21 protein-coding genes, 2 tRNA genes and 2 other annotated features are annotated in these 22525 nt (G+C 39.3%); of the genes, 18 read left to right on the top strand and 5 right to left on the bottom strand.

What is annotated here, in order from left to right; all coding sequences use genetic code 11:
• Positions 1–4: 4 nt before the first annotated feature.
• On the bottom strand, positions 5–1834 hold the full coding sequence (locus ACIQXV_RS06050) for a DNA ligase D (protein WP_402957149.1): 1830 nt from the start codon (positions 1832–1834) through the stop codon (positions 5–7).
• A gap of 131 nt (positions 1835–1965) precedes the next feature.
• Here ACIQXV_RS06050 and ku point away from each other — a divergent pair, with 131 nt between their 5' ends.
• From ku to ACIQXV_RS06070, 4 genes are all read left to right on the top strand, one after another.
• Complete coding sequence (gene ku, locus ACIQXV_RS06055) at positions 1966–2796, top strand: non-homologous end joining protein Ku (protein ID WP_402956964.1); 831 nt, start codon at positions 1966–1968, stop codon at positions 2794–2796.
• Between the two features lie 126 nt (positions 2797–2922).
• Positions 2923–3885 (top strand): nucleoside hydrolase, encoded by a 963-nt coding sequence (locus ACIQXV_RS06060; RefSeq protein WP_402956966.1) that lies wholly within the window; start codon positions 2923–2925, stop codon positions 3883–3885.
• 254 nt (positions 3886–4139) lie between these two features.
• Positions 4140–4340, top strand: a complete 201-nt coding sequence (locus tag ACIQXV_RS06065) for a cold-shock protein (protein ID WP_402956968.1) — start codon at positions 4140–4142, stop codon at positions 4338–4340.
• A gap of 138 nt (positions 4341–4478) precedes the next feature.
• A complete protein-coding gene (locus tag ACIQXV_RS06070; RefSeq protein WP_402956970.1) occupies positions 4479–4682 on the top strand; it encodes a cold-shock protein in 204 nt (67 codons plus the stop codon).
• 43 nt (positions 4683–4725) lie between these two features.
• Here ACIQXV_RS06070 and ACIQXV_RS06075 read toward each other — a convergent pair whose 3' ends face one another.
• Positions 4726–5010: a DUF6509 family protein gene (locus ACIQXV_RS06075; protein WP_402956972.1), complete on the bottom strand. Its 285-nt coding sequence runs from the start codon at positions 5008–5010 to the stop codon at positions 4726–4728.
• Between the two features lie 249 nt (positions 5011–5259).
• On the opposite strand from ACIQXV_RS06075, the gene ACIQXV_RS06080 reads away from it, so the two are divergent.
• The 4 genes from ACIQXV_RS06080 to ACIQXV_RS06095 are packed head-to-tail and all read left to right on the top strand — an operon-like array spanning position 5260 to position 9834.
• Positions 5260–5925: a TorD/DmsD family molecular chaperone gene (locus ACIQXV_RS06080; RefSeq protein WP_402956974.1), complete on the top strand. Its 666-nt coding sequence runs from the start codon at positions 5260–5262 to the stop codon at positions 5923–5925.
• On the top strand, positions 5918–8311 hold the full coding sequence (locus tag ACIQXV_RS06085; protein ID WP_402956976.1) for a DMSO/selenate family reductase complex A subunit: 2394 nt from the start codon (positions 5918–5920) through the stop codon (positions 8309–8311). The genes ACIQXV_RS06080 and ACIQXV_RS06085 overlap by 8 nt, the downstream gene beginning before the upstream one ends.
• Positions 8312–8323: 12 nt before the next feature.
• Positions 8324–8911, top strand: a complete 588-nt coding sequence (locus ACIQXV_RS06090; RefSeq protein ID WP_402956978.1) for a DMSO/selenate family reductase complex B subunit — start codon at positions 8324–8326, stop codon at positions 8909–8911.
• Positions 8912–8928: 17 nt separating this feature from the next.
• Positions 8929–9834, top strand: a complete 906-nt coding sequence (locus tag ACIQXV_RS06095) for a 4Fe-4S dicluster domain-containing protein (protein WP_402956979.1) — start codon at positions 8929–8931, stop codon at positions 9832–9834.
• A 62-nt stretch (positions 9835–9896) separates the two neighbouring features.
• On the opposite strand, the gene ACIQXV_RS06100 is transcribed toward ACIQXV_RS06095, so the two are convergent.
• Positions 9897–9985: transfer RNA gene (locus ACIQXV_RS06100), tRNA-Ser, on the bottom strand.
• 4 nt (positions 9986–9989) lie between these two features.
• Positions 9990–10063 (bottom strand) — tRNA-Gly (locus ACIQXV_RS06105).
• Positions 10064–10284: 221 nt separating this feature from the next.
• On the opposite strand from ACIQXV_RS06105, the gene ACIQXV_RS06110 reads away from it, so the two are divergent.
• Genes ACIQXV_RS06110 through ACIQXV_RS06120 form a run of 3 tightly spaced genes read left to right on the top strand, consistent with a single transcriptional unit; the run spans position 10285 to position 13830 of the window.
• Positions 10285–11037, top strand: a complete 753-nt coding sequence (locus ACIQXV_RS06110) for a DeoR/GlpR family DNA-binding transcription regulator (protein ID WP_402956980.1) — start codon at positions 10285–10287, stop codon at positions 11035–11037.
• On the top strand, positions 11034–11948 hold the full coding sequence (gene pfkB, locus ACIQXV_RS06115) for a 1-phosphofructokinase (protein ID WP_402956981.1): 915 nt from the start codon (positions 11034–11036) through the stop codon (positions 11946–11948). The genes ACIQXV_RS06110 and pfkB overlap by 4 nt, the downstream gene beginning before the upstream one ends.
• Before the next feature lie 13 nt (positions 11949–11961).
• Positions 11962–13830, top strand: coding sequence for a PTS fructose transporter subunit IIABC (locus ACIQXV_RS06120; RefSeq protein WP_402956982.1), 1869 nt, complete (start codon positions 11962–11964; stop codon positions 13828–13830).
• A 46-nt stretch (positions 13831–13876) separates the two neighbouring features.
• On the opposite strand, the gene bcbE is transcribed toward ACIQXV_RS06120, so the two are convergent.
• The gene (gene bcbE, locus ACIQXV_RS06125) at positions 13877–15154 is read right to left on the bottom strand and encodes a bacillibactin exporter BcbE (protein ID WP_402956983.1); all 1278 of its coding nucleotides are present in this window, start codon (positions 15152–15154) and stop codon (positions 13877–13879) included.
• Between the two features lie 254 nt (positions 15155–15408).
• Positions 15409–15661, top strand: a binding site (T-box leader).
• A gap of 38 nt (positions 15662–15699) precedes the next feature.
• Positions 15700–15957: a binding site (T-box leader), on the top strand.
• 60 nt (positions 15958–16017) lie between these two features.
• Here bcbE and trpE point away from each other — a divergent pair.
• The 7 genes from trpE to trpA are packed head-to-tail and all read left to right on the top strand — an operon-like array spanning position 16018 to position 22403.
• Positions 16018–17406, top strand: a complete 1389-nt coding sequence (gene trpE, locus ACIQXV_RS06130; RefSeq protein ID WP_402956984.1) for an anthranilate synthase component I — start codon at positions 16018–16020, stop codon at positions 17404–17406.
• On the top strand, positions 17403–18014 hold the full coding sequence (locus ACIQXV_RS06135) for an anthranilate synthase component II (RefSeq protein WP_402956986.1): 612 nt from the start codon (positions 17403–17405) through the stop codon (positions 18012–18014). Before trpE ends, ACIQXV_RS06135 begins: the two co-directional genes overlap by 4 nt.
• The gene (gene trpD / locus ACIQXV_RS06140) at positions 17986–19011 is read left to right on the top strand and encodes an anthranilate phosphoribosyltransferase (protein WP_402956987.1); all 1026 of its coding nucleotides are present in this window, start codon (positions 17986–17988) and stop codon (positions 19009–19011) included. Before ACIQXV_RS06135 ends, trpD begins: the two co-directional genes overlap by 29 nt.
• A complete protein-coding gene (trpC, locus tag ACIQXV_RS06145) occupies positions 19012–19800 on the top strand; it encodes an indole-3-glycerol phosphate synthase TrpC (protein ID WP_402956989.1) in 789 nt (262 codons plus the stop codon).
• Positions 19800–20441, top strand: a complete 642-nt coding sequence (locus tag ACIQXV_RS06150; RefSeq protein ID WP_402956991.1) for a phosphoribosylanthranilate isomerase — start codon at positions 19800–19802, stop codon at positions 20439–20441. The genes trpC and ACIQXV_RS06150 overlap by 1 nt, the downstream gene beginning before the upstream one ends.
• Positions 20416–21621: a tryptophan synthase subunit beta gene (trpB, locus tag ACIQXV_RS06155; protein ID WP_402956993.1), complete on the top strand. Its 1206-nt coding sequence runs from the start codon at positions 20416–20418 to the stop codon at positions 21619–21621. Before ACIQXV_RS06150 ends, trpB begins: the two co-directional genes overlap by 26 nt.
• On the top strand, positions 21618–22403 hold the full coding sequence (gene trpA, locus ACIQXV_RS06160; protein ID WP_402956995.1) for a tryptophan synthase subunit alpha: 786 nt from the start codon (positions 21618–21620) through the stop codon (positions 22401–22403). Before trpB ends, trpA begins: the two co-directional genes overlap by 4 nt.
• The last annotated feature ends 122 nt before the right edge of the window (positions 22404–22525 follow it).

Consider the following 22525-nt stretch of genomic DNA (forward strand, 5'->3'; position numbering starts at 1 on the left):
CTTTTTAACCTTTTTTTAAAATTTCTAGAACGGGTGCAAACGGTTGGATTTGTTTTGTTTGAAAATAATTCCTAAATGGATCACCCTGATCGCGAATTCGCTTGAGGGCATTTTCCATATTAAACGAAACAAGCTCCAGTTTTTCATCCACCTCATCCCAATAAAGCGGGGTGGCAACACCAGCATGTTCATTTCCCCGTAATGAGTAAGGGGCAACAATTGTTTTTCCTTCACTATGTTGTACATAATCAACATATAACCTTTTCCCGCGATTTTTTTTCATTCGTTCAATTGTAAAAGAATCAGGGTCCTTGGATATTAAATACTCTGCAACAAAGCTTGTAAAAAGCCTTGTATCCTCATAGGAGTAAACATTTTCCGGGAGAGGAAGGTAAATTTGCAGCCCTTTATTACCGGATGTTTTGATGAACCCGATTAAATTCAATTGGTCAAGTACTTCCTTTATTAAAAGTGCTGCTTTTATTGCCAATTTGAATGCCTCCTTTGAGGGAGGATCCAAGTCAAAAACAATCTCGCTTGGTCCCTTACTGTTAATGGTTTGAAAGGGAACATGGAATTCAATCGCCAGTTGGTTCCCCAGCCAAACGAGTGTCTTCAAATTATTGCACAGGATAAAATCAATTCCATCAGCCAGGTATGTCTGAATAAATTCTGGTGCATAATCGGGACAATTTTTTTGATAAAAGGCCTCGCCAAACATTCCATGCGGATAACGAATGACGGTTAATAAGCGATTCGTTAAAAAAGGCAGCATGTAAGGAGAAATTTCGCGCAGATACAGAATATAATCCGCTTTCTGAATGGCAAGTTTTTCCCATAACGGTTTATCAGGATGGGTAATTTCCAAGTCCTTAGGCAGGTTTTTCTGTGCAAACACAAAGTGGTCATATGTACATTCAGCTGGCTCCAATTCAAAGCGGAAGCGGTCAAAATGGGGCTCACGCAGCTGGTTATCATATAGCTCTAAATATTTCACTTCGAGGCAGATTCCAGGATTCACATAAATAAATTGGGTATCCTCGCCTATCTGATTTTGTTTAATCGTTTGCTTTAGTGCATCCTTTTCTTCAGGTTTAAAGCCGAATAGAACTTGACCAATTGGAAAGATCTTCTTTTCTTTATACACCCCAAGGTGAAAATAGCCATTGGTTTTCTCAAAGGAAGTAATGAAACAGCTGACATATTTCCAATTCTTATACTTTAGCCAGTGTAACGTGCGTTTACCTTCCTCCCAAAGACTGTTTTTAGATTTGGCAATTATGCCTTCTCCATCATATAGTACCACTTTTTCCCATAGCTTATTAAAATCCTCAGAGGCTGAAACAAACTGGAGCAGCTGGTCACTATAGGGATCAGGGTCCAATTTAAACCCAATCGTCTTAAAAAAATTACTAAGTTCAGCTTTTCGTTTATGAAAGGCCAGGGAATGGAGCGGTTTCCCTTTTAACAATAGTAAGTCAAAAACCATAAGGCGGCAGGGAGAATGGGTTGCCTGCTCGATAATTTTTTTGGCGGACTTTAACCTGCCTCGTACCTGGATGGCAGAGAAATTCGCTTTGTATGTGTTTTCAAGGGATACTAGCTCTCCATCAAGCTGCAGTGGCCAAAATGGTTTTAAATGTTTTTCATGTTTGGATAAAAACTCTTTTAATTCAGGGAACTGTGGAAAAAGCTCTTTTCCGTTTCTGCTTGTTAATTCGATCCCCTTGGAATTCCAGGTTAATATGGCTCTAAATCCATCATATTTAACCTCGTACAACCGATCAGGCCGGACAGGCACATCAAAGGTTAAACTTGGCAGCATCGGCTTCATTGATTTTTTATCCTTCCTTTTTTCAATATTTTGCTTCATTATGGACGACTTCATCCACTTCCAATTGTTTTTAGGAATGTATCTGATGGAAGAATCACAAAATAAAAAACAAAAAGATTGGAGAATTTCCTATGCATACGATGTGGAAAGGAAGTATCAGCTTTGGACTTGTAAACATCCCTATCAAACTTCATACGGCGACAGAAGATAAAGATATAAAACTAAGGACCCTGCATAACAAATGCCATGCACCAATTAAGTATGAAAAAATTTGCTCTGTTTGTGAGGAAGAGGTTAAACCAGAAGATATCGTCAAGGCGTACGAGTATACAAAAGGAAAATTTGTTGTACTTGATCAGGAAGATTTAGAAAAGCTGCGGAAGGAAAATGAAGAAAAGGCAGTAGAAATCATTGATTTTGTCAAAATTGAAGAAATTGATCCGATTTACTTTGATCGGAGCTATTATATGTCTCCCAACGATGGCGGAGGAAAAGCTTATTCGTTGTTACGCAAGGCGTTACAGGAATCCCAGAAGGTTGGTCTAGCTAAAATCATCATCCGTTCTAAGGAACAGATGGCTGTCATCCGTGTGTATGAAAATACTTTAGTCATGGAAACTATTCATTATCCTGACGAGGTTCGCAAAGCCGGGGATGTCCCAAATGTTCCTGCAGAGGATAAAGTAACGAAAAGAGAATTAGATACGGCCATATTATTGATTGACCAGCTAACAACCGAATTTGAGCCTGAAAAATATACAGATGAATACAGGACTGCACTGCTTGAACTTATTGAATCGAAACGCAGCGGCAAAGAAACAGTGACTGCTGCAACAAAGGAACCTGCTTCAAATGTCACTGATTTAATGGCAGCATTGCAGGCATCAATCGACCGAACCAAGCCCAAAAAAGCAGCGGCACCAAGAAAAAAGGCAGCTCCAAAGATAAAAAAAGAAGCATAATTAAATAAAGCTCAGAGCCGATTCGAATTGCTCACGAATCGGTTTTTCCTTTTCGTCATGTTCTTTCATTAACGTTTTTTTCATAATGTTAACAAGGAAATGATAAAAAATAATGGAGGATGGGAAATGGCCTATAATGTACTTATGATTGCAGACCCTGGTATCGATGATTCGTTTGCAATCATGTATGCCTTACTTAATCCGAAAATAAATTTAGTGGGTATTGTCAGTGGCTATGGAAATACGCCCAAAGAGCAATCTGTAAAGAATACAGCTTATTTATTAAGGTTAGGTAAAAGAGAGGATATTCCGATTATTGCCGGTACAGCAGGCCCTTTATCTGGTGAATCAATCCAGTATTATCCAGAGATTCATGGTAAGGAAGGTTTGGGCCCCATTAAGCCGCCGGATACGATAAAAAATGTCAACGTTTATGATATCAACAAAATTCTTGAAATTGTTAATCAATATAAAGGAGATCTTGTGATCGTTTCTGTTGGAAGATTAACAGAGTTAGCATTGATGTTTATCTTATATGGGAATAACGCCTTAAAAGATGTCGCCGCTTTTTATATCATGGGAGGGGCATTTCTAGTGCCCGGGAATATTACCGCTGAAGCGGAGGCAAACTTTTATATAGACCCGATTGCAGCAAATACCGTAATGGAAAAAGCACACAATATCTATTTACATCCGTTAAATATTACGAATAAAGCCATCATTACACCGGATATTATTAATTTTCTTAGCGAAAACAGCCCAACTCCATTTAAACCCTTATTAAAACCGGCTTTTGATTATTATTTTAAGGCATATCAAAAAAATGTTCCAGGAATTCATGGAGCACCACTGCATGATGTTCTCCCTCTCATGGCTTTAACCATCCCTGATCTCGTTAAATATTTTCCCCGTCGTGTCACAGTAGAGGAATTTGGCAATGCCAAAGGCAAAAGTATTGCTGATTTTCGCCCAAAACCTGATAAAGAGCCGCCGGAAAGTTTAGATTACATTGGTATGGAGGCAGACATACAAAAATTTATCGTCAATTTTATGGAGATCTTTTTGCAAGGGGATTTTCACAAAAAATGAAACCCAATATGGTTTCATCTTTTTTAATACAAAATATTTTCAGTATTTCCTAGTTTTAGAAATTCAATTGACTTTAGAAGCAAATTACGATAAAATAGAGTTACGCTTTAATGTACGTTAATATTTATTGTGTTAAGTTCGTAACTGCACGAACATGTGGGTGATATCCTTTACCCAATCGTGTAATTACGTCTTTTTTATTATTTTAAATAGACGATTAACTTAAAGTGAACAAATTGTTGGGGGTAAAATCCATGAATAACGGTAAAGTAAAATGGTTTAATGCAGAAAAAGGTTTCGGATTTATTGAAGCTGATGGCGGTCAAGATGTATTCGTTCACTTCTCAGCTATTCAATCAGAAGGCTTCAAAACATTAGAAGAAGGCCAATCGGTTTCTTTTGAAATCGTTGAAGGCGCTCGTGGACCACAAGCAGCTAACGTAAAAACAGTTTAATTTTCTTAAAATAAATGGGTGATGCATAAATGAAGGCATCACTTTTTTATCTATATAATGATTTCTAGATTAATAGAATCAGAACTTACAAACAAAGTGTTCAAAAACAGTCATAACTAATTATAAGGAGTGATCGTTTTGGCGTTTGGTAGAAAAAATGATGAAGAAATCAAATTGGAAGAGACTAAGATTTGGGTATGTAATTCAGAGAATTGTAAGTGCTGGGTTCGTGATAATTTTAAAAGCAGTGAAGTTCCCCTTTGTCCCATTTGCAAAAGTGAAATGAGTCAATCAACTAAAGAACTTCAGGTTATTCATAATCATAGTAAGAATTTTATGTAATGAAATATGTTAGCAGGGAGTATCCAAACTCCCTGCTTTTTCATTATTCTTCTCGATGCTGACAGCAATAGGTCAGAACTAGTACTTCCTCGTCTTCTTCAAGCGCGAAATCAAAAACCTTCTCGCTCCCGCGTTCATAAAAATAATAGTTGGTAATTTTGTCACCACTGTCATCACTGACGTAAATCACTTTTAAGCCAACACCTTTTTCAGAGTAAAGTTCATCCTCCGCGTCAATTTCAAGTTCGAGGAAAAATTCATAGCGGTCACCTGATAATAAACCAAATGGGTCTTCTAGTTTTTCAACTTCATGGCCAATAATATTCATGGGGATCATCCTTTGCTGTTTAGTAGACCCTCCTATTATACACATTTTCTTTATAACTGAAAAAATTCTTCTCCATTATACTCATCCTCCGGATTATGACTATAATGTGAATAATTGCACAAAGTGATTCCAACTTTGGCAAAATGAGGTAAGATAAAAATATAAGGTCTATCTGAAGTAATTAGGAAAAGTGGTGAAAAAAATTTGAATAATTATGTGAAATATTTCACAATCGAGGGGAATGAGGGCATGGCGACAACAACTGAACCTTTACATAATCAATTACATCCATTTTTATTATCGAGGAAAAAACTTTATCAATTCCTCCATCTGATATTTTTACCACCAACAAATATGTTATTAGGAGAAATTCGGAATAGCGCTAATTTCCATGAATTAGAAGAAGTTTATGAGGGTGGAAAAATTCTTTGCCACTTTTTTGACCATCTATCTACTGAACAAATTAAAAAGGAGAATGAAGAATATCAAAGGCTATTCGTTGGTCCAGGGCCATTTACGGCACCCCCTTGGGAGTCTTATTACAGGAGTAAGGATCAGCTGTTATTCGAAGAATGGATGTATCAAATCAGAGAGCAATACCATCAATTTGGTCTTCAAAATATAAAAGAAAATAATGAGCCTGATGACCACTTATTACTTGAATTGGAATTTATGATCTTTCTTACGGATTTAAGCTTGCAAGAGACCAAGCCTGAAAGGATCCTGGAATTAATCGCCAGCCAAATTCATTTTCTGGAAAAACATCTAACTGTCTGGATTCCATTCTTTTGTGAAAGAGTCATTGAGAATACCAAAAGTCATTTATATTTGGGGGCAGCAATGCTTCTCGAAGACTATTTAATCCAAGATTTAACATACTTAGTGGAAATAAGGGAGGTATTGACCGGTGACTGAAAATAACCATTTAACGAACTTTTTAACGAATAAAATGCAGCGGCGGACTTTTTTGAAATGGTCCGGGGCTATTGGGATTCCCGTTATCGCTGGGGGAATTGGCACAAAGATGCTTGTGGAACGTAAAGAAGAAACGAAGATTGTGAGTGCCAAGGACACCGAAAAAATTATTTCAACCTGCAGTATTAATAATTGTGGGGGCCGCTGTGTCATTAAAGCTCATGTGAAGGATGGCGTGGTGGTTCGTGTCAGTACAGATACACAGGAAAGCGGTGATTTATCTACACCGCCCTTAAGAGCCTGTGTAAGAGGTAGAAATTATCGAAGTATGCTCTATCACCCTGACCGCCTTAAATATCCGATGAAACGAGTAGGTAAACGTGGTGAAGGGAAATTTACGCGCATTTCATGGGATGAGGCAATCGAAACCATTGCATCCGAGGTAAAGCGAATTGGTGATCAATACGGTCCAGAGTCTAGATATGTCAACTATGCATCAGGGCAAAGCTGGGGTTTACATGGAGGTAAGAATGCCGCTAGGAAACTATTATCACTTGCAGGGGGCTATTTAAATTATAGTAATGACTATAGTTCTGGGGCGGGAAATGTAGCCACGCCATATACATACGGGACGAATAATTCCGGAAGCAGCTTTGATTCTCTTTTACACTCGAAATATATCATTTTGTGGGGACAAAATCCGTCAGAGATGATTTTTTCGACACCGTACCGTGAATATTTGATGCAAGCAAAGAAAAATGGTGCAAAAATCATTGTGATTGATCCCCGATATACGGATACTGCAATTGCGTTTGCCGATGAATGGATTCCGATTCTCCCCACGACTGATAATGCGTTGATGGATGCAATGGGGTATGTCATTATTACGGAGAAATTACATGATCAAGCATTTCTTGATAAATACTGTATTGGCTTTGATGGAGAGCATATGCCTGATGGGGTAGCGGGGGAAGAGTCTTTAAAAAGCTACTTATTAGGTGTTAGTGATGGCTTTGCCAAAACACCCGAATGGGCTGAAAAGATTTGCCGTGTACCAGCAGATAAGATTCGTGAAATTGCCCGAGAATATGCGAAAACGAAGCCTGCAGCACTTATTCAGGGTTGGGCGGCACAACGGCAGGCATATGGTGAGCAATTCATGCGCGGTGGTGCCCAGCTTGCCTGTTTGACAGGAAATGTGGGGAAGCTTGGGGGCTGGGCAGCAGCAACTGGCTATTGGAGCCGTTCAGATATTGTTTATCCGTTTTCATACGAAAATCCAGTCAAGGCATCCATCCCTTGTTTCCTTTGGACGAAGGCAGTGGAGAAAGGGACAGAAATGACAGCAGCAGATGGGTTAGTCGGCACAGAAAGATTAACAACAAATATTAAATGTATTTTTAATATGGCTGGAAATATGCTGATCAATCAGCATGCTGATATCAATAAAACGGTTAAGCTGCTTGAGGATGAAAGCAAGGTTGAATTTATTGTTGTCAGTGATCTCTTTATGACGCCAAGTGCCAAGTTTGCCGATATTTTATTACCTGGTACAACGTTCTTTGAACGCTATGATATTGGTGTCCCATGGTGTTTTGGCGACTATGTTGTTTTTGGCGATAAAACAATTGACCCACTCTATGAATGCCGTGATGAATATGATGTGTTTGCAGAAGTGGCAGGAAAATTAGGAGTAAAGGAAAAATTTACAGAGGGAAAAACAACCCTTGATTTGGTTAAAGAAAGTGTGGAAAGGACGAAAAAAGAGCTGGATCCAAACTTCCCGATTTTTGAGGACTTCCGTAAGAAGGGGGTACATCACTTTAAATATGATGCACCACTTGTCGCTTTTAAGGAACAAATCGATGATCTTGAAAATCACCCATTTGAAACTCCATCGGGAAAAATCGAATTATTCTCAAAGACATTATGGGACATGAATAGGCATGACGAAATTCCGGCGATCGCGAAATATATTTCTTCCTGGGAAGGACCAGAGGATCCATTAAAAGAGAAGTACCCATTACAGTTAATAAGCTGGCATTATAAGAGGAGATGTCACTCAACCTATGATAATCAGCCGTGGCTGGAGGAAGCGGCAAAACAAGAAATGTGGATGAATCCAAAGGATGCAGAAAAACGGGGGATTAAGAATGGTGACCGTGTCCAGGTCCAAAATGAGCGTGGATCTCTATTTATTGAGTTAAAGGTAACGTCACGTATCACTCCCGGAGTTGTGGGGATTCCTCAAGGTGCATGGTACACACCTGATAAAGATGGGCTGGATCAACGGGGGTCGGTAAATGTACTTACGTCGCAGCGGCCAACACCGCTTGCCAAGGCAAATCCACAGCTTACAAACCTTGTTGATGTGAAAAAAGCATAAGGAGTGAGGTAGTTGACCCAGTTAGGATTTTATATTAATCAAAGTCTTTGTACAGGTTGTAAAGCTTGCACCGTTTCATGTAAGGATAAAAATAATCTTGATATTGGTGTAAATTTCCGTAGGGTTTACACCTATGAGCAAGGGAACTTCATTCAGCAGCCTGCAGGAGGGATTGTCCAAAATGTGAAATCCTTTTACTTTAGCATTGCTTGTAATCATTGTACACAACCGAAATGTATACCTAGCTGCCCAGTAGGGGCGATAAGTAAAAATAAAGAAAATGGTGTGGTAACAATTGATCAAGAGGTTTGTCGAGGTACGCAATTATGCGTGAAGGCGTGTCCTTACGGGGCACCACAATATAATAAAAAGGTATTTAAATCGGACAAATGTGATTTTTGTATCAATCTTCAAGCTAAGGGTGAAGTTCCGGTTTGTGTTTCAACATGTCCGATGAGAGCAATTGAATTCGGTCCAATAAAAGATCTGCGGAAAATGTATGGAAATGTCAGCCAAATAAAAGGGATGCCAAGTGATTCGATTACACATCCAAATATTGTGATCGCACCACATAAGGATGCAAAATTGTCCAGTAGTTAAAAATTGTAGGTGGTTATATGACTATGCTTGTCAACTGGCTTGAAAGCCTGCATGTCGATGTTACTATAACAAACAAATGCTCAAGAAAGAGAAATCTTCGTTCAACCTGCCGTATTTGTTTAGATGTATGTAAATATGAAGCACTATCCATCAATCAACAATCGATTGAAATAAACTCAGAGTGCTGCACTTCCTGCGGGGATTGTATGATCTCCTGCCCATTGTCAGCCATTGAAGGAATACCTGCTTTGAGGGAAATTGACAAGGGGAGTTTAATTTATCATGATGGCTATACTCCATTTGTAAAAGAACTACTGATTTATAAAAAAAGAGGAATAAACTCGATTAAATTGAATGGGAACCCTATAAATCAAAAGTGGGATACCGTCATTATTGAAGCCAATACTAAACTAAAGTTCCTGGGTCAAAGACCAATTGAGATGATCCAGAAGGTGAAGGAGGAAACACTTTCACGAAGAGAATTCTTTTCTTCCTTCCGAAAAGAAGGGAAGCAGCTTGCAAAAAGCATGGCACCAGCTATATGGAAAATAGAAGCAGATGAATGGAATGTTAACAACTATTATTCGGACTTTCAATTTTACACAGTAATGATTGACGAAAATAAATGTACCCTGTGCCGGGCATGTTCTTCTTTTTGTTCACAAGAAGTATTTATTTTAACGGATTCTTTTTTGCAAATTGAAAATGAAAAGTGTGTAAATTGCACGGATTGCACGGATATTTGTCCGGAGCATGCCATTCAAATTAAGTCGGATTTTAAGAAAAAAGGCAATATCCATGCAGCATTTCATATAAAGGAATGCGGGGATTGTGGGCAGTCTTTTCATACCTTTCAACCAAGAATGGAGAAATGCCATATTTGCAAAGATAGGAACCCTGAATGGTTAAGCCCGTATCAATAAAAAAACGCCAGATCTGGCGTTTTTTTATGTATTAGCAGTGTTTTTTGACAGAATAAGGATGAAGGAGAAGATGAGATTCGAACTCACGCAACGGTTGCCCGTCCTAACGCATTTCGAGTGCGCCCCCTTATAACCACTTGGGTACTTCTCCAAAATGGAGCGGGTGAGGGGAATCGAACCCCCGCCGTCAGCTTGGGAAGCTGAAATTCTACCATTAAACCACACCCGCGTATCACAACTGAAACGAAACTATTATAGCATAATATTGATCTTTTTTGTACTAAAAATTTGGCTGGCTAGTGCAGCTTTTAATGTCTAATTTACCAAAAGGGTTTCAAAAAAACATTCAAAATCAATCATAATTTGATTGTTTTTGAAAGAAAATGATTGATTGTTGCAATCGGTTTCAGTATACTATAATCAAGAAAAAAAATTCTAGGTGGTGATGACTTGTTAACTCTTGAACGTCATCGAATCATTCTTCAATTATTAAAAGATAAAAATATCGTGAAAATCCAGGAAATTATGGAGTTGACTAACAGCTCAGAATCAACAATTAGACGAGATTTATCACAATTGGAGGAACAAAAGTTTTTAAAAAGGATTCACGGTGGTGCCCAAAGATTGCAAGGGAAATTACAAGAGCCCAGCATGATTGAGAAATCATCCAAAAACCTTCAAGAAAAGCGATTGATTGCTAAATATGCGGCAAGTTTAGTAGAAACGGGAGATTGTATTTATCTTGATGCAGGCTCAACCGTGATTGAAATGATTGAGTATCTTCCAATAAAAGATATTGTGGTAGTAACAAACGGTCTAATGCATGTTACACCCTTATTAAATAAAGGGATCTCCACATATATCATTGGCGGGTTAACAAAGCCAAAAACAAATGCCATTATCGGGCGAGGGGCATTAGCAAGCCTTGACATCTACCGATTTGATAAAAGCTTTATAGGGGTAAATGGCATTCATCCACAGTTCGGCTTCACTACACCGGATCAAGAGGAAGCAATGGTAAAGCAAAAGGCGATTTCGCTTGCAAGAGAGGCTTATGTTTTGGCGGATAATACGAAATTTACTGAAATCTCATTCGCGAAAATTGCTGAAATCCATGAAGCTTCCGTTATCACAAATGAAATAGAGGATGAAACAGAGAAGCAATACGTAAATAGAACATCAATTAAGGTTGTGACATCATGATTTATACATTAACGTTAAATCCCTCTATTGACTATATTGTCCAGTTGGAACGCTTTCACGTAGGAGAGTTAAATCGTACAGTAAATGAAACTAAGTTTCCGGGTGGTAAAGGAATTAATGTATCAAGGGTTTTAAACCAGTTTGGAACTAATAGTAAAGCACTTGGATTTGTTGGAGGCTTTACGGGAACATATGTTGAACAATTCCTTCAAAACGAACAAATTGATACAGATTTCGTCCAGGTCGAGGAGGATACTCGGATAAATATAAAACTAAAAACGGGCAAGGAGTCAGAAATCAATGCAAACGGCCCCAAAATTGCTGAACACCATTTCATTCTCCTAAAAGAAAAAATACACCAGTTAGGTCCAGAGGACTTACTTGTGCTTGCGGGCAGTATTCCTGCAACATTACCGGCAACAACCTATGAGGAACTAGTTTTAATCTGCCGTGAATGTGGAGCTAATTTTGTTGTTGATGCAGAAGGTGAGCTGCTCAAAAAAGTTCTTCCCTACGAACCGTTTTTAATCAAACCAAATCATCATGAGCTGGGGGAACTATTTGAAACAACTATTTCTAGTGTTGAGGAAGTAATTCCATATGGTAAAAAGCTCATAGAAATGGGTGCTAAAAATGTTATTGTCTCTCTTGCGGACAAAGGGGCAGTATTAATAAACGAAAACACTTCCTTAATGGCAAAGGTTCCAAAGGGTGAGGTTAAAAACTCAGTTGGAGCAGGTGATTCCATGGTGGCAGGTTTCCTAGCTGCCTATAAAAAAACGTTAAATATCGAAGAAGCCTTTCGTTATAGCGTGGCCGCCGGCAGTGCCACTGCATTCTCACTTGGTCTTTGTACAAAAGAAAGAGTAGAAGAACTTTTACCTCAAGTTAAATTAAAGGAATTATTTTAAGGGAGAGAAAGTCATGAAAATTACTGAATTGTTAACTGAGGATACAATTCTTTTAAATATAGAAGGCAATCAAAAAGAAGATACGATTGATCAACTTGTTGATGTATTATTTCACGCAGATAAGATATCTGATAGCGGGGAATTTAAAGCAGCTATTCTTAAACGTGAAGAGCAAAGTACAACAGGCATTGGGGATGGGATCGCGATTCCTCATGCGAAAACAAAAGCGGTTAAGGAAGCAGCAATTGTTTTTGGGAAATCATCAGCCGGTGTTAACTACGAATCATTAGACGGGAAACCAGCTCATTTATTCTTTATGATTGCAGCACCAGATGGGGCTAATAATACACATTTAGAAGCTTTGGCCCGGTTGTCAGGATTATTGATGATAGTGGAGGTACGATACGAGCTTTTAATGGCAGCGACGAAGGAAGAAATTATTACGATTATTAATCGCTTTGACAAAGAAGATGAAGAAGCACCAGTCATAGAAAATAAGAAGCATACCGTTGTAGCTGTTACAGGTTGTCCTACAGGCATCGCCCACACTTACATGGCGGCAGATTCACTTAAAGCAAAGGCGAAAGAAATGGGTGTGGACATTAAGGTTGAAACCAATGGTTCAGGCGGAGCAAAAAATGTTTTAACAAAAGATGAAATTGAAAATGCGACAGCTGTTATCGTTGCGGCAGATATCAATATTGAAATGGAACGTTTTAAGGGGAAACACGTTATTCAAGCGGCTGTTGCCGAGGGAATTCGCCGTCCTGAGCAACTGATTGATAAAGCCATAAAACAGGATGCCCCTGTTTATAACGGAAATGGAAGTAAAAGCGCACAAGAGTCAGACCAAAAAGGCGCACGTACAGGCTTTTATAAACATTTAATGAATGGTGTATCCAACATGCTCCCATTCGTTGTTGGCGGCGGTATTTTAATCGCCATTAGCTTTATGTTCGGCTATAACTCTGCAAACCCTGAAGATCCATCCTACAATCCGATTGCCGCTGTAATCAAAGCAATTGGTGGTGATAATGCATTTGCACTTATAGTCCCTGTCCTTGCCGGATTTATTGCCCTCAGCATTGCTGACCGTCCAGGTTTCGCTCCAGGGATGGTTGGCGGGATGATGGCCGCAAGCGGCGGTGCAGGCTTCCTGGGCGGGTTGGTTGCCGGTTTCCTTGCCGGTTACATTGTACTTCTGTTAAAGAAAGTATTTGCAGGACTTCCACGCTCACTTGAGGGTATTAAAAGTATTTTACTTTATCCACTTTTAGGAATTGCCATAACGGGATTTTTGATGCATTATGTTATTAACAATCCGGCAGCATGGATAAATAAGGAAATTGCGGATTGGTTAACAGGTCTTGGAACAGGTAATGCGGTGTTATTAGGTATTGTACTTGGACTTATGATGTCCTTTGATATGGGTGGCCCTATTAACAAGGCAGCCTATGTTTTTGGAACAGGTTTGTTAGCAAGTGGTGTGTATGCTCCAATGGCAGCCATTATGGCAGCAGGAATGGTGCCGCCGCTAGCGATTGCTATTGCGACTACAGTGTTTAAGAATAAGTTTAACGAGCAGGATAAAGATGCAGGAAAAGCTTGTTATGTCATGGGATTATCATTCATAACAGAAGGTGCAATACCATTTGCGGCAGCAGACCCACTCCGTGTCATTCCATCTGTTATGGCTGGTTCAGCCATCGCAGGAGCTTTGTCAATGGCATTCGGGATTGGCCTCCGGGCACCGCATGGAGGAATCTTCGTTGTACCATTGGTTGAGGGTGGAGCATTAATGTACGCTTTGGCAATTATCATTGGTTCAGTTGTTTCAGCATTATTAATCGGTTTCCTTAAGAAACCTGTAAAATCCGTATAAAACATAACAAAAAAAGCGCTGAGGGATTTTTGCCTCAGCACTTTTTTTAAGTTTCTGCTTGTGGCTTGATCGAAATGAATGCCACAATAGCTGCAACAACACTAAGGCTGCTCAGTAATATAAATATCCAATGATTGGAATATTTCATTAACACAGCAATAATCGGAGGACCTGCAGCGACTCCGATGAATCTCATTGAACTGTAGACTGATGTAATGGTGCCCCGTTCTTTCTTCTCAATTCCTTCGGTAATTAAGGCATCCAAACATGGGAGGCCTAAACCTATTCCAATCCCGCTAATTAGAAACATGGCAATCATATACCATAGTTTAATGGAAAACCATAATGCCGCAATGGATAATGCTGCTGCCACTATTCCGCCAAAAGTTAACCATTTCATAAGCACTTTATTTTTCTTAATTACTTTTCCGCTTATAAAGGACGATAAACATAGTGCACCCAGCGGTAGGGCTAAAAAGAATCCTTTTTTGATATCTTTTATGCCATATTCTTTTTCAAATATTTCCGAAAGATAAAACAATATGCCAAACAGGACTAGCATGAGAATGCCGCCAATAAAAAAGATGGCATACAGCCAACGGCCTTTTTCAGTAAAGGTTCGCTTTACATTCACAAAAAAATCTTTAAATGGTATTGGTTCCTCAGTGGTTTTGGGACACTTTACCAGAAAGACCATCATAATAACAGAAATGGCACAAAATATCGGAAAGGAGAAAAAGGGTAAAAACCAGATGAATCCGGCTAAAAAAGCCCCTAAAATTGGGCTTAATACTTTTCCGAAAGTATTGGATGTTTCAATCAAGCCTAAACAACTACTAACGTCATCATCGTTTTTAAACATGTCCCCAACAAGTGGCATGACAATAGGTGCTGCCCCTGCTGCGCCAACCCCTTGGAGAGCACGGCCAGTTAAAATAAGCCAATAGGCATCATCCAGCTTCCATGCGGCCCATCCAGAGACAATTCCGCCAATTCCGGCAATGATAAGGCTTGGAATAATCACCTTTTTTCTGCCGATATGATCTGATAAATAACCTGCCACGGGAATTAAAAAAATCGCAACGATCGAATAAACGGTAATAATCATACTTGTTTGAAAGGAGGAGACCGATAATTTTTTTTCCATTGATGGCAAAACAGGAATCAACATCGAATTGCCTAACGTCATGACCAAGGGAATGGAAGACAGCGAGAATATTGCCCACTTTTGCTTTGATACCTCATTCGATCGCTTATGACCCGCTGCAGACTGTTTCTTTTTTGCAGACTGTGGATGTTGGCTTAATTGTTCAATATGTTCCATGAATCTTCAATCCCGCCTTCATTTATGCTGTCGAGCGGAAGCCCATCGCTGCTTTCGCTTTATTTATTCGCTACTGTTACTATTCGCTTGTTCGCTTGAAAATAACAAAGTATAAGGTATCCTTTAAATGGAAGCAGGAAAATTACTCGCTGATTAAAGAAACTGTAAGCTATCATTAGATTTCGAATTTTAGGGAAATAAATACTTGACATGAATGAAAAAGTTGTTTAGGATTAAAATCAATAAATAAATCGTATTGGGCATTGACGAAGAGTAGTAACTTTTACGGATTCTTTAGAGAGCTGATGGATGGTGCAAATCAGTGTAGACGTAAAAGTGAATGGACTTCCGAGCCTCCAAACTGAACCTTCCTAAACGGAATAGTAGGCTTTGGCGAAGATCTCATCGTTACAAGAGACAGATATTAAAAGCTATTTGCTTCGATATCGGTAAAGTGAGCTGATTTTTAGCTAATGAAGGTGGCACCACGGGTCTTCCGTCCTTTTTGGATGGAGGGCCCTTTTTGTTTTTAAAAAAATTAATACAATAAATCGTTGAGCAAGAGTAGTAAACAGATTTGATTCTTTCCAGAGAGTCGGGGCAGGTGGGAGCCGATAAGAATGGATTTGTGGAATGGACTTGCGAGAGGGATCTTGAACCTGTAATAGGGAGTAGGGATGCACGGAGTTCCACCGTTAAAAGGATAGGATATCGAACAAAACCAGTTCTGTATCTGAAAGAGGAAGCCGATTTTTTTCGGCTTCAAATGGAGGTGGCACCACGATCAGAGAATCGTCCTCTATATGCGTAATTTGTTTGCGCATATAGAGGACGATTTTTTTTTATTTAGAAAGGAGTCAAACATGAAAACAAAAGTTGACTATATCATGCAAGAAATTAAAGGAGATACATTGACCCCCATCTCCATTTTGACAAAGATTAGCGGAAACAAAAAATTCCTATTAGAAAGTTCTCATAAGTACAATGACTCGGGCCGTTATTCTTTCATCGGTGCAGATCCTGCCTTTGAACTTATCTCCAGAGGGAATCTGAATGAACTGGTAAATCGAGATGGTGAAAAGAAGCTGTTGAAAGGAAACCCTTTAGAGGTCATGAAGGAGCTTTTGCCGGCAAGGTGCTTTGAAGATCCTGTTTTTCCCTTCATAGGGGGTGCTATCGGATATGTTGGCTACGACATCATCAGACAGTTTGAAATCATTGGAGAGGAATATCCCAACGGCTTAGATATGCCTGATGTGCACTTAATGTTTTATGAAGAGGTAATTGTGTTTGATCATCTTGAAGAGAAAGTAATGATTTGCGGGATGCAACTTTCGGAAACGAGCAATGAAAAAGCAATTGAAAAACGGGTAATGCAAAGGATTGAAGAACTGAAACAACCTGATTATTACCATGAAGAGGAGCCTCTTTATTTTTCCGGTTTTGAAGCAGAAACGACGAAAGAAGAGTTTATAAAAAATGTTGAAATAGCAAAGGAGCATATCATTAAGGGTGATATTTTTCAAGTGGTGCTCTCAAGACGGATGAAATCTACATTTCAAGGAACGCCTTTGTCACTTTATCGAAGGCATCGAAGCCATAATCCAACCCCGTATATGTTCTATCTCGATTTTGAAGGATATACAGTAATCGGTTCATCCCCGGAAAGCTTGATAAAAACGAGAGATAATACGGTGATTTCAAATCCCATTGCCGGTACAAAACGGAGGGGGAAAACCAGTAATGAAGATCAGCTGATTGAAAGGGAACTGGTGAATGATGAAAAGGAACTGGCAGAGCATCGCATGCTTGTTGATCTTGGGAGGAATGATCTTGGGAAGGTTTGCGAATTTGGTTCAGTACAAATAGAGAAGTATATGGTGGTAGAGAAATTCCGTCATGTGATGCATCTAGTGTCAGAAATTAGCGGAAAGCTTCATTCTGAAAAGACAGCACTAGATGCCCTTGCCTCCTGCCTTCCAGCTGGAACGGTTTCAGGGGCGCCAAAGGTGAGGGCGATGGAGATTATCAATTCTCTCGAAAAATCAAAACGCGGTCTCTATTCGGGGGCAGTTGGATATGTATCGGCAAATGGAAATATGGATTTCGCCCTTGCTATTCGAACGATGATTATAAAAGATGGAACAGCATATATTCAGGCAGGTGCAGGAATTGTCCACGATTCTAATCCTGAGTCAGAGTATGAAGAAACACTAAATAAATTAAAATCCTTTCTGGAGGGTGGGCGATGATATTACTGATTGATAATTTTGACTCATTTACATTTAATCTATATCAATATTTAGGTGAATTAGGAGAAAAGGTAATCGTTTATCGAAACAATCAGCTGAATATGGAACAAATCAAAAAAATGGGCCCTAAAGCCATTATCCTCTCACCTGGGCCGGGAAGACCGGAAGATGCAGGTATATGCATGGAATTGATTCAAACCTTTTACAAGGAGATCCCAATATTAGGCATTTGTCTCGGTCATCAGGCCATTGGTGCTGCCTTCGGAAGTGATATAAGGAGGGCATATTTTATAAAACATGGAAAAACATCGTTTATCACACATCAATGTAATGGATTGTTTTCTAACCTTGCCTCCCCATTAGAGGTGATGCGATACCATTCCTTGTCAATTGAAAAAAGCAGTATGGAGCCACAGTTACAAGTCACCGCCTATTCAAACGATGATAATGAAGTGATGGCGATTAAACATCAAAATTATCCGGTTTATGGATTGCAATTTCATCCGGAATCAATTGGAACCCCTGCAGGGAAACAAATTTTGAAAAACTTTATACTTGAAATAGAAAGGGAGAGGACAAATGAAGAATTATTTACTCCAGTTGGCTGAAAAACAATCGTTTTCTGAAAAGCAAATGAAAGAAGCAGTAGATTTTATCTTAGGTGAAGAAGTTTCCGAATCAGAAATTGCTGCCTTTATCATGGGATTAAAATCAAAAGGTGAAACAGTGGAAGAAATTGCCGGAATAGTGAAGGCGTTGAAGGATAATACAATGACATTTAATCGGAAATTTCCGAATGTTCTAGATAATTGTGGGACAGGTGGAGATGGTTCATCAAGCTTTAATGTCAGTACTACTTCAGCTTTTGTTATTGCTGGTGCAGGGATTCCAGTAGCAAAGCATGGAAATAGGAGTATCTCGAGTAAAACGGGAAGTGCAGATGTGCTTGAGCATTTGGGGATTAATTTAAATTTATCAGCTGAAAGAACAGAGGAAATTCTTCAGGATATCGGTATAGCCTTTTTATTCGCACCACATGTTCATCCAAAATTGAAAAAGGTGATGGCTGTCCGCAAACAATTGAAGATACCAACGATTTTTAATTTTATCGGTCCTTTAACTAACCCAATCGACTTGGATTATCAATTACTGGGTGTTTATCGAAGGGATTTATTGAATGTGTTTGCAGAAGTTCTGCTAAAGCTTGGCCGTAAAAGGGCAGTTGTGATTAATGGAGCAGGCTTTATGGACGAAGCCTCCCTTCAAGGGGAAAATTTCTATACTCTTTTAGAGGATGGAAATATTACAAATCATTCATTTTACCCAGAAGAAATGAACCTCACACGATATGATAACAACTGTATTAAGGGCGGGGATTCAAAAGAAAATGGTGAAATCCTCGTTAAAGTATTAAAAGGGGAACAAGGAGCCCATCGGGATACGGTTGTACTCAATGCAGGAATCGGAATTTTTACGGCAGGGAAGGCGGATTCCATAAAAGATGGAATTGAAATAGCAAAAGAAATCATTGATACAGGTGAAGCATACGAAAAATTAACAGTGCTCATTGAAAAATCACGAGCTGGCAGGAGAGAGGCGATATAAATGGAAACAATCCTTGAACGAATCATTGAACAGAAGAAGAAAGAGGTTATTCTTCTTCAAGAAGGTAAACAAAGGATCCCACAAACAGCATATCGAAAAAGGTCTTTTATTCAGAAGCTGCAAGACGCAAATGAACTATCAGTTATAGCTGAATTTAAACGCGCTTCTCCGTCAAAAGGGCTCATCAACAACGGCGTGGAACCTGCCCGGCAGGCTTCCATTTACGAAGAATATGGTGCTTCGGCCATTTCGGTTTTAACCGATCAAAGCTTTTTTAAAGGATCATTTTCTGATTTACAAAAAGTCCGTGAGACAGTGGATCTGCCTTTACTTTGTAAAGACTTCATTATCGATCCGTTGCAAATTGATTTAGCTGCAGCAAATGGAGCCGATCTGATTTTGTTAATTGTAGCGGCACTGGATGAAAAACGATTAAGTGAGCTATTCCAATATGCGAAAGCGAAAGACTTGGAGGTTTTGGTAGAGGTTCATAATCAGGAGGAACTTGAAAAGGCACTAAAAACAAAGGCAATGTTAATTGGCGTCAATAATCGTGATTTAAAGACCTTCCAAGTATCACTAGATGTAACCGAAACATTAGCATCTACAGTAAAAAAATCTGGTGCCTATCTGATTAGTGAGAGCGGCATCCATCATAAACAGGATGCTGAGCGAGTTAGAAATGCCGGTGCAAATGGAATTTTAGTAGGAGAAGCCTTTATGACTAGTCCTGATGTAAAAAAGGCATTTTTTGATCTTCGCTTGCCACTTCAAGAGGGGGCAAAATAATGAATGTGAAAATTTGTGGAATTACCGACGTTAATTCAGCGGTTGCTGCGGCCGAATTTGGCGCAGATGCCATCGGGTTTGTGTTTGCTGAAAGTAAGCGAAAGGTTTCTCCCGTAATAGTAAAAGAAATCATTTCTTGTTTACCGCCTAAAGTGTTTAAAGTGGGAGTATTTGTAAATGAATCAAGGGATGAAATTGAAAGGATTGCCTCGATTGCCGGATTAACACATATCCAATTACACGGTGACGAACCCGCTTCATTTAGTGAGTCGCTTTCATTACCTGTTATAAAAGCAATAAGCTTTCAAGGGAATGATGGTTTAGCGGATTTTAATCGATTTCCATCTGAGTATATTTTACTCGATGGACCAAAGGGAAAATACCGAGGGGGAAATGGTACAGCATTTGATTGGAATGAGGTAAATACAGCACTTTTAGAACGGAAAAAAGTCATTCTAGCAGGTGGTCTACATGTGAACAATGTGGAACAGGCAATAAAAATAATTAAACCTTTCATGGTGGACGTAAGCTCTGGTGTTGAAACCAATGGAGTTAAGGATCTAGAAAAAATAAAAGAATTTATTGAAAAGGTGAAAAAATTAGGGGGAATCGAAAATGAGCACTTATACACTACCAAATGAGAGAGGTCATTTCGGCATTTTTGGGGGAAGATTTGTTCCTGAAACGTTAATGAAGGCCGTTATTGAGTTAAATGAAGCATATAATACAGCCAAAAAGGATCCTTCCTTTCAAGCGGAGATTGCAAGATTGTTAAAAGACTATGTTGGGAGAGAGACCCCTTTATATTTTGCGGAAAATCTGACGAAACATGCCGGCGGGGCAAACATTTTTCTGAAAAGAGAAGATTTAAACCATACCGGTGCCCATAAAATCAATAATGCAATTGGTCAGGCATTGCTTGCGGTTAGGATGGGGAAGCGAAGAATCGTTGCCGAAACCGGTGCAGGTCAGCATGGCGTTGCAACTGCAACCGTTTGTGCCTTATTAAATCTAGATTGCATCATATTTATGGGCGAGGAAGACATCAAACGGCAGGCATTAAATGTATTTCGAATGGAATTACTCGGCGCTAAAGTTGTTGGAGTGACGTCAGGGAGTGCTACATTAAAAGATGCGGTTAACGAAGCACTACGATACTGGGTTGCGAATGTGGATGATACCCACTATCTATTAGGCTCTGTCATGGGTCCACATCCTTTTCCTGTTATGGTAAGAGACTTTCAAAGTGTGATTGGCAAGGAAACAAGGAAACAATTTCTATTGATGGAAGGCTGCCTCCCAGACGCTGTTGTTGCTTGTATCGGCGGCGGGAGCAATGCGATGGGGATGTTTTACCCGTTTATTGAGGATGAAGAAGTTCAATTACATGGGGTTGAAGCGGCTGGTGCTGGAGTCGATACCGATTTTCATGCTGCCTCCTTAACAAAAGGTAGGCCAGGAGTTTTACATGGCGCCTTAATGTATTTATTGCAAAGTGAAGATGGTCAAATTCAAGAGGCCCATTCCATTTCCGCGGGACTTGATTATCCCGGTGTTGGACCGGAACATAGCCATTTAAAAGATAGTGGAAGAGCAAACTATTTTTCGATTACGGATGATGAAGCCTTGGATGCTTTTCAACTTTTATCAAAGCTCGAAGGAATCATTCCAGCACTTGAAAGTGCCCATGCTGTTGCATATGCGATTAAACTGGCAGCTAGATTGAAAAATTCAGAAAATATCGTTGTTTGTTTATCCGGACGTGGTGATAAGGATGTAGATACTGTTAAAGCAAGGTTTGAGGGGAGGAATAAAAAATGAATCGGATTGAAAAAAGCTTTACAATATTAAAAGAAAATAACAAGAAGGCCTTTATTCCTTACATAATGGCAGGGGATGGAGGGTTAGAGGGTTTGGTTGACCAGCTGTCATTGCTTGAAAGGTTTGGTGCAACCGCTATTGAGATCGGTGTTCCATTTTCTGACCCCGTTGCTGACGGACCTACCATTCAACGGGCAGGACTTAGAGCTCTCGAAAATGGTACGACATTAAGAGGGATCATTGCAGAACTGGAAAAGGCAAGGGAGATTATTTCTATTCCAATCATCCTCATGACCTATTTAAATCCTATTTATTCTTATGGAATAGAAGAATTTGTTCGGGATATTCGAAAAGTTGGGGTAGATGGCTGTATTATTCCCGATCTCCCGATTGAGGAGGAAGATATCATTACGTCACAGCTCGAGGAAGCACAGGTGGAACTCATTCGCCTCGTTACACTTACAACACCTCTTGAGCGAATCAGAACAATCTCGAGTAAAGGGAGAGGATTTTTATACACTGTTACTGTTAAAGGGATTACAGGGGCGAGAAATGAATACGATGCTAATTTACATCAATTTTTAAAAACGGTAAAAGAGGTAAGCTCTATTCCTGTAATGGCTGGATTCGGTATTTCAACAAAAGATCAAATTACGGATTTAACAAAGCACTGTGACGGGGTCATTGTTGGCAGTAAAATTGTTGATTTATTTGAGCAGAATCGTCTTAGAGAAATGGAAGAATTAATGTCTAGTTTCAAGCAGGAAACAAAAATGGTTTAATGGTAAAAGTCTACTTCAACCTATTGGAGTAGACTTTTTAGTGTTAAATGATGACAACGATTTTCATTTTCTTGATATAAACGGTTAACTTCTTTATAATATGTATATACTTATCATGTAAA

Origin of the sequence: Neobacillus sp. NPDC097160 (assembly GCF_044762155.1) — a bacterium.
Classification (GTDB): Bacteria; Bacillota; Bacilli; order Bacillales; family Cytobacillaceae; genus Neobacillus.

What these genes read in the sequence shown, in the direction of transcription:
- ACIQXV_RS06050 (WP_402957149.1), bottom strand. Translation starts at nt 1,834, where the DNA reads ATGAAGCCGATGCTGCCAAGTTTAACCTTTGATGTGCCTGTCCGGCCT.
- ku (WP_402956964.1), top strand. Translation starts at nt 1,966, where the DNA reads ATGCATACGATGTGGAAAGGAAGTATCAGCTTTGGACTTGTAAACATC.
- ACIQXV_RS06060 (WP_402956966.1), top strand. Translation starts at nt 2,923, where the DNA reads ATGGCCTATAATGTACTTATGATTGCAGACCCTGGTATCGATGATTCG.
- ACIQXV_RS06065 (WP_402956968.1), top strand. Translation starts at nt 4,140, where the DNA reads ATGAATAACGGTAAAGTAAAATGGTTTAATGCAGAAAAAGGTTTCGGA.
- ACIQXV_RS06075 (WP_402956972.1), bottom strand. Translation starts at nt 5,010, where the DNA reads ATGAATATTATTGGCCATGAAGTTGAAAAACTAGAAGACCCATTTGGT.
- ACIQXV_RS06080 (WP_402956974.1), top strand. Translation starts at nt 5,260, where the DNA reads ATGGCGACAACAACTGAACCTTTACATAATCAATTACATCCATTTTTA.
- ACIQXV_RS06095 (WP_402956979.1), top strand. Translation starts at nt 8,929, where the DNA reads ATGACTATGCTTGTCAACTGGCTTGAAAGCCTGCATGTCGATGTTACT.
- pfkB (WP_402956981.1), top strand. Translation starts at nt 11,034, where the DNA reads ATGATTTATACATTAACGTTAAATCCCTCTATTGACTATATTGTCCAG.
- ACIQXV_RS06120 (WP_402956982.1), top strand. Translation starts at nt 11,962, where the DNA reads ATGAAAATTACTGAATTGTTAACTGAGGATACAATTCTTTTAAATATA.
- bcbE (WP_402956983.1), bottom strand. Translation starts at nt 15,154, where the DNA reads ATGGAACATATTGAACAATTAAGCCAACATCCACAGTCTGCAAAAAAG.
- trpE (WP_402956984.1), top strand. Translation starts at nt 16,018, where the DNA reads ATGAAAACAAAAGTTGACTATATCATGCAAGAAATTAAAGGAGATACA.
- ACIQXV_RS06135 (WP_402956986.1), top strand. Translation starts at nt 17,403, where the DNA reads ATGATATTACTGATTGATAATTTTGACTCATTTACATTTAATCTATAT.
- trpD (WP_402956987.1), top strand. Translation starts at nt 17,986, where the DNA reads ATGAAGAATTATTTACTCCAGTTGGCTGAAAAACAATCGTTTTCTGAA.
- trpC (WP_402956989.1), top strand. Translation starts at nt 19,012, where the DNA reads ATGGAAACAATCCTTGAACGAATCATTGAACAGAAGAAGAAAGAGGTT.
- ACIQXV_RS06150 (WP_402956991.1), top strand. Translation starts at nt 19,800, where the DNA reads ATGAATGTGAAAATTTGTGGAATTACCGACGTTAATTCAGCGGTTGCT.
- trpB (WP_402956993.1), top strand. Translation starts at nt 20,416, where the DNA reads ATGAGCACTTATACACTACCAAATGAGAGAGGTCATTTCGGCATTTTT.
- trpA (WP_402956995.1), top strand. Translation starts at nt 21,618, where the DNA reads ATGAATCGGATTGAAAAAAGCTTTACAATATTAAAAGAAAATAACAAG.